This is a genomic window from Nonomuraea sp. NPDC052129 (assembly GCF_040680095.1).
GTDB lineage: Bacteria > Actinomycetota > Actinomycetes > Streptosporangiales > Streptosporangiaceae > Nonomuraea.
Genome location: NZ_JBFAVX010000077.1, coordinates 1 through 4950, shown reverse-complemented (window position 1 = coordinate 4950; position 4950 = coordinate 1). Strand labels below are relative to the sequence as shown.

Below are 4950 nucleotides of genomic sequence, written 5' to 3'. Positions count from 1 at the left end.
TACGAAGCATCGCGGCACCCCATTTCGGGCCGTTCGACCGACCTGAACTGGTGGACATCTTCGCCGAGCTCGCCAGCCGCTGACCTCACCCCGGGGTTCCCGGCCATGCGGCATGGAACTGGTTGGAAACGCCGTTCACGGTGCGCCGGGACTCCGGCCTGCGCAACCAGCACGATCTCACCGGCCTCTCGCACGGGGCGGCGGGCGTCGCCGTGGCCTTCCTCGAGGCGTTCCGGCGGACCGAGGAGGCGAAGGCGAGATCGTTTTCCTTCCGCCTCACGCCCGTCCGCTGTGCCCCCGTACACCCGCAAGATCCTCACTTCCGACCAGAGCAGCGCCGCCGTCGGCAGGACTCAGCCGCGCGTGATGTGAAGGCGCATGTCGGTGTAGTCGAAGGTGATGGCGAAGGGCTTGAAGAATTCGTGGGTGAAGTTGGCGATCAGGTCGAAGCCGAACTGCGCGGACTGGCCTGGGCCAGGGAAGCCGGGAAAGACCTTCTCGGCCGCGTGACCGCGCACCCTGCGCCCGACCGCTCCGCTCAGGCTGATCCGCTCGGCCGTGATCGGATAGAGCTTGGTTCCGGGCTGTTCGATGGGATGGTCGTAGTCCACCTTGATGCCCACCCGTTCGGCGATCTCCACCGTGGTGTCGAGACCGCTGCCGATGCCGCCGGTGTCGACGGTGACCATCCGTGGTCCGTAGTCGCCCAGGCTGCCCAGCGTGCACGGGTAGTGGTCGCCGGCCAGCCACAGCGGGAGCCGGTCGGTGGCGCGTGCTCGCGGTGCGCCTTTGGTCTTGCGCCGCAGGATCAGGGCCCGGCCGGCGTAGTTCATCGTGGTCAGGAAGTGGTAGAAGATCGTCGTTCCGAACGCGCCCGCCGCCGGTGACCCGTCGGGCAGCGACGGCCGCCGCGCGTCGCTCCATTGCACCGGAAGGTTGCGGATCTCGATGTTACCGATCTTGAACGAGTCCAGGACGCCGAGCCAAATGGTGATCGGTTGATTGTTGGCGACCCCTCCTGAGTGGGTGGCCACTGCGCGCAGACCCGCCTCTTCCGCCACCTCGCGCGACAGATCGAGCGTTGCGTAGGTGTCGAGCCAGAACTTCCCGGGTTTCCCCCCGTTCAGGATGGCTTCGACGGCAGGAACGGGATCCAGGGTGACGAAGGGCACGTGCGCGCTCTGCGCCCCGTGAATCTGCCACGGTGTGCCGCTGATGTGGGAGTAGAGGTCGGCGTACGCCTTGTCGCGAGGGCGGTTCGTGCTCTGGAGCAGCGGTATCGCACGGGCGAGCTGATCTTGCCGGGCGAAGCACTCGGCCAGCCGCTGCGCCGAGGCGACGTCGCCGGGCTGCAGGGCGACGGCCTTGGACAGGTGCTGCTCCGCGTCGCCGAAGCGGTTGGACAGCAAGGCGATGTATCCGACCTGGGCGTAGGCTTGCGCGTTCCGCGGATCCTCGCGTAGGAGCCGCCGATAGCCGCGCTCGGCCGCGGTGAACCTGCCCTCCTTGAACAGCTGATCAGGGTCGTCCGCGGAGGCGAACGCCGGGCTCGGGGCGGAATCCAGTAGGGGGAGGCTCGCGCCCGCGGCCACGGCCAGGCCTGCTCGCCGCAGGAACGCGCGCCGGTCGGGGGAATGGGAATCGGCAGGAGGGGTCATGTCAGAGTCCTCATGTCGTGCTCGACGAGTCGCACCGCCGAGATGATCACAGCGGTTGTGAGGCCACACAACATGGAAGCGTGTTTCCCCGGCGTTTCTTTTTGGCGCGCGGTCATAATGCGCTCTTGTGGAGATCAAACGGATTGCGACGTTCGTCGTGGTATGCCTGGGCGTGGCCGCCGGGTGCTCGGGGCAGGGAGCCGTTCGATCGAGTCCTCCGATCGCGACTCCCTCGGCCGCCAAGAGCACGGGCGCCGGGGAAGTGGTTACGCGTTCCGAGCAGTGGGGCGTGATCGAGGGGCCGAAGCTCTCGGCGAGCGCGGGGCTGGTCGACGTGGTGGCTGACGGCCCCCGGCGGGCGTGGGCGGTGGGTTACGAGGACGGCGCGGAGGATCGAGCAGGGAATCCGATCGTCGAGCGATGGGACGGGTCAGCATGGAAGAAGGCCACACCGAGTAGCCGGGAGTTCTACGTGAGCGGGTTCGACGTCGACGGAGCCGACGACATCTGGATCGTGGGCGAAGGAGACACAGCCCACTGGGATGGGCAGCGCTGGTCGTACCCGCAGCCGTCCGGGCTGCAGGAGGATCAGACGTTCACCGACGTGTCCATCGACAGGGGACGGGCGGTGCTGATCGGTGAGGAGGGCGATACCTCCTTCGCCGTCGAGTGGGCCGGCGGGAGGTTCGGGAAGCGTGCTGTCGTCTCGGGCCGCTTCGCCGCGGTGACCGCCAGGCGCGACCAGGTGTGGGTGGTCGGCGCCGCCTTGCGCGATGGCTGCTCCGCCATCAGGCCCGCGGTCTGGCATGCGAGCCCGGGTACGGGATACGCCGAGATGACGGTCCCGGACGTGCCGGGAGGCTACCTCAGCCAGGTGTGGCAGATTTCGGAGGACGACGTGTGGGCCGTGGGCGGGATCGGTGGCGAGGAGGCGCCGTTGTTCGGCTGCCAGGCCGTGGAGGAGGACATCGAGCAGTCGGAGCCGCTCGTCATGCACTGGGACGGGTCCTCGTGGCGGCGGGAGATCGTGCCCGGTGGGGCCGGACCGCTTGGGAGCGTCACCGCGTTCGGGCCCGATGACGTGTGGGCGATTGGGCCCGATAGGGGCGATGCGATGGTGGCCCTGCACTTCAATGGCCGGGCATGGGCTCGAGAGTACGCCTACGCCCGTAGGCTGGACCGCCTGGCGGTGACGGCGATCCCCGGGACGTCCCAGCTGTGGGCGGTTGGGACCGCGGGGGCGGAGTCCGATTATGGCCAGGACGTCATCCTCCGGAGACGCCGGCCACCAAGCTGAGCAGCCCGGGTGTCGCTCGCGCTCCCTGCTGGTGCGCCGCGACCGGGCCGTCCTGCACGACGTCGTGGTGGCCACTCGGGTCTTACCGTCGCCATAGTTGCCCGTGCGTCACGTGCCGTGCACATCGCGTTATCGAGACGTCCAGGACCTTCCGGCGTTACCGTCAAAACGTCCCCGACGTCCTCAGTCCCCCGAGGTGCACCGTGGCCAACGCTGGTTGCAGGACGAACTCGCTTTCCACGCCTCCGACGCCAGTGGTCCGTCGGAGAGGCACTAGGAGCTGAGACATCCGTGCTATGGCCAGACGCTCTTCGCAACACCCTCAAAACTGGGCCGGATCGCGAAGTCCTGACCGTCTATCCGTATCGTTCCGTGTGCCCTAAGTCGATCTGGTGCAATCTGATCAACTCCGCGGGCAGCGAGATCGTGTTCGCCGACTACACCAACTACTTCTTGTGGCTCGAACACCCCAATCTCGCAACGCTCCTTGAGCGGAAAGCCCAGCAGGGATGCAAGGTCTGGTTCGTGGTCGGAGACCCGGACAGCGATGTGACCCGCCGTCGTGAGGAGGCGGAGAATGCTCCGCTGACCGTCTCGACCCGCATCCGGATCACTCTGTCCGAGATCGAGCGACTGCGGGACGTCGCGGGGGTGGAGGCCCGGTACGGCGATGAGCACCTCGCCATGAGCGTGTTCCGCTTCGACTCCGAGATGCTCGTCACCCCGCACCTGGCCAAGCTCGTCGGGCACGACTCGCCGATGCTGCACTTGCGGCGCCATCAGGACGACGGCCTGTTCGACCGGCTCGCGCAGCATGCTTCCGAGCTTTGGCGCAACGGCCGTGACGTGTGGGAGCGGCCTCAGGGGCTGGGTGGCGGATCCTCCTGACCGTGTTCGGGTTGGAGCTCCCGATCTCTTGGTGGTGAGGTCGGATATGTACTAGTTCAATACCTGGCAGGACTAGTGCACTTGTTTTCGCTAAATGGCCGGATAGAGCGCATATGGCGGGCGGTGTCGATACCGTGTGCGCATGGCACTTGATACGGCGTACGCATCCGTGCGGCGGGCGGATGTCGAAGACCATCAGGCGGTGTTGGACGTCCTCGCCGTGGCGTTCATGACCGATCCCGTCGCCTGCTGGGCCTTCCCTGAGGCGGGCGAGAGGGGTCGGCTGCAGCCGCGCTTCTACCGCTCCTTGCTCAGCCATCCCGCCGGGGAGGCATACCTGGTCGGCCGTCGTGAGGGGGCGTCGGTGTGGCTGACGTTGGCGGCGGCCAGACGCTCGCTGGGGAGCATCCGGTCTCTGAGGGGCGTCCGGATGCACCAGAGACAGGCCCGGACGCGGTCTTCAGTGAGAGCGGCGCGCGGTCCCGGGCTCTGAGTGAGGCTCTGGATGAGCGGCACCCCACTCACGAACCGCACCTCTACCTGCCGTGCATAGGGGTGGTCGGCGAGCGGCGGGGGGCCGGGCTGGGCTCGGCGATGCTGCGGCACCGGCTGGCACGGGCGGACGCCGACGGGCTCGGCACTTATCTGGAGGCGAGTTCGCCCCGGAGCCGGGCCCTCTATCTGCGGTACGGATTCAAGAATCTCGGCGAACCGCTTCGCGTGGCCGACAGCCCGCTCCTGTGGCCGATGTGGCGCCCGCCGAGCCGCTGACGGCCGACGTACGACAACGCCGCCGACTTGCGGCACTCGACAAATACCGACAAATGCAAGGGAAGAACAGATGAACCACGAAGCAGCGGCCAACGTTGATCGGCGCCCGCCGACCCTGGTGTTCGTCCACGGCACCAACTCCTCATCCGCCCTGGCATCCGGGCTGGTCACCGAACTCAACCTGCGTGGGCACCGGAGCGTGGCCGTCGATCTTCCGGGACATGGCGGCGAGGCGTTCTTTCCCCGTGGGTACCAGGCGCCGCAGGATCTTGAGGCGCTGGCGACCGAGCCGTCGCTGCTCGCCAAGATCGCCATTGACGACTATGTCGAGCGGGT

The 4950-nt window shown here is 67.5% G+C and carries 6 protein-coding genes; 5 read left to right on the top strand and 1 reads right to left on the bottom strand.

What is annotated here, in order from left to right:
* Nucleotides 1–353 precede the first annotated feature (353 nt).
* The gene (locus AB0L53_RS59160) at nt 354–1658 is read right to left on the bottom strand and encodes an aspartyl protease family protein (protein WP_364015861.1); all 1305 of its coding nucleotides are present in this window, start codon (nt 1656–1658) and stop codon (nt 354–356) included.
* A gap of 127 nt (nt 1659–1785) precedes the next feature.
* Here AB0L53_RS59160 and AB0L53_RS59155 point away from each other — a divergent pair, with 127 nt between their 5' ends.
* From AB0L53_RS59155 to AB0L53_RS59135, 5 genes are all read left to right on the top strand, one after another.
* Nucleotides 1786–2955, top strand: a complete 1170-nt coding sequence (locus tag AB0L53_RS59155; RefSeq protein WP_364015858.1) for a hypothetical protein — start codon at nt 1786–1788, stop codon at nt 2953–2955.
* 372 nt (nt 2956–3327) lie between these two features.
* The gene (locus AB0L53_RS59150; RefSeq protein WP_364015855.1) at nt 3328–3843 is read left to right on the top strand and encodes a hypothetical protein; all 516 of its coding nucleotides are present in this window, start codon (nt 3328–3330) and stop codon (nt 3841–3843) included.
* A gap of 142 nt (nt 3844–3985) precedes the next feature.
* Nucleotides 3986–4336 (top strand): hypothetical protein, encoded by a 351-nt coding sequence (locus tag AB0L53_RS59145; protein ID WP_364015868.1) that lies wholly within the window; start codon nt 3986–3988, stop codon nt 4334–4336.
* A complete protein-coding gene (locus AB0L53_RS59140) occupies nt 4333–4614 on the top strand; it encodes a GNAT family N-acetyltransferase (protein ID WP_364015865.1) in 282 nt (93 codons plus the stop codon). The genes AB0L53_RS59145 and AB0L53_RS59140 overlap by 4 nt, the downstream gene beginning before the upstream one ends.
* A 70-nt stretch (nt 4615–4684) precedes the next feature.
* On the top strand, nt 4685–4950 hold a 266-nt coding region (locus AB0L53_RS59135), incomplete at its 3' end, for an alpha/beta fold hydrolase (RefSeq protein ID WP_364015852.1).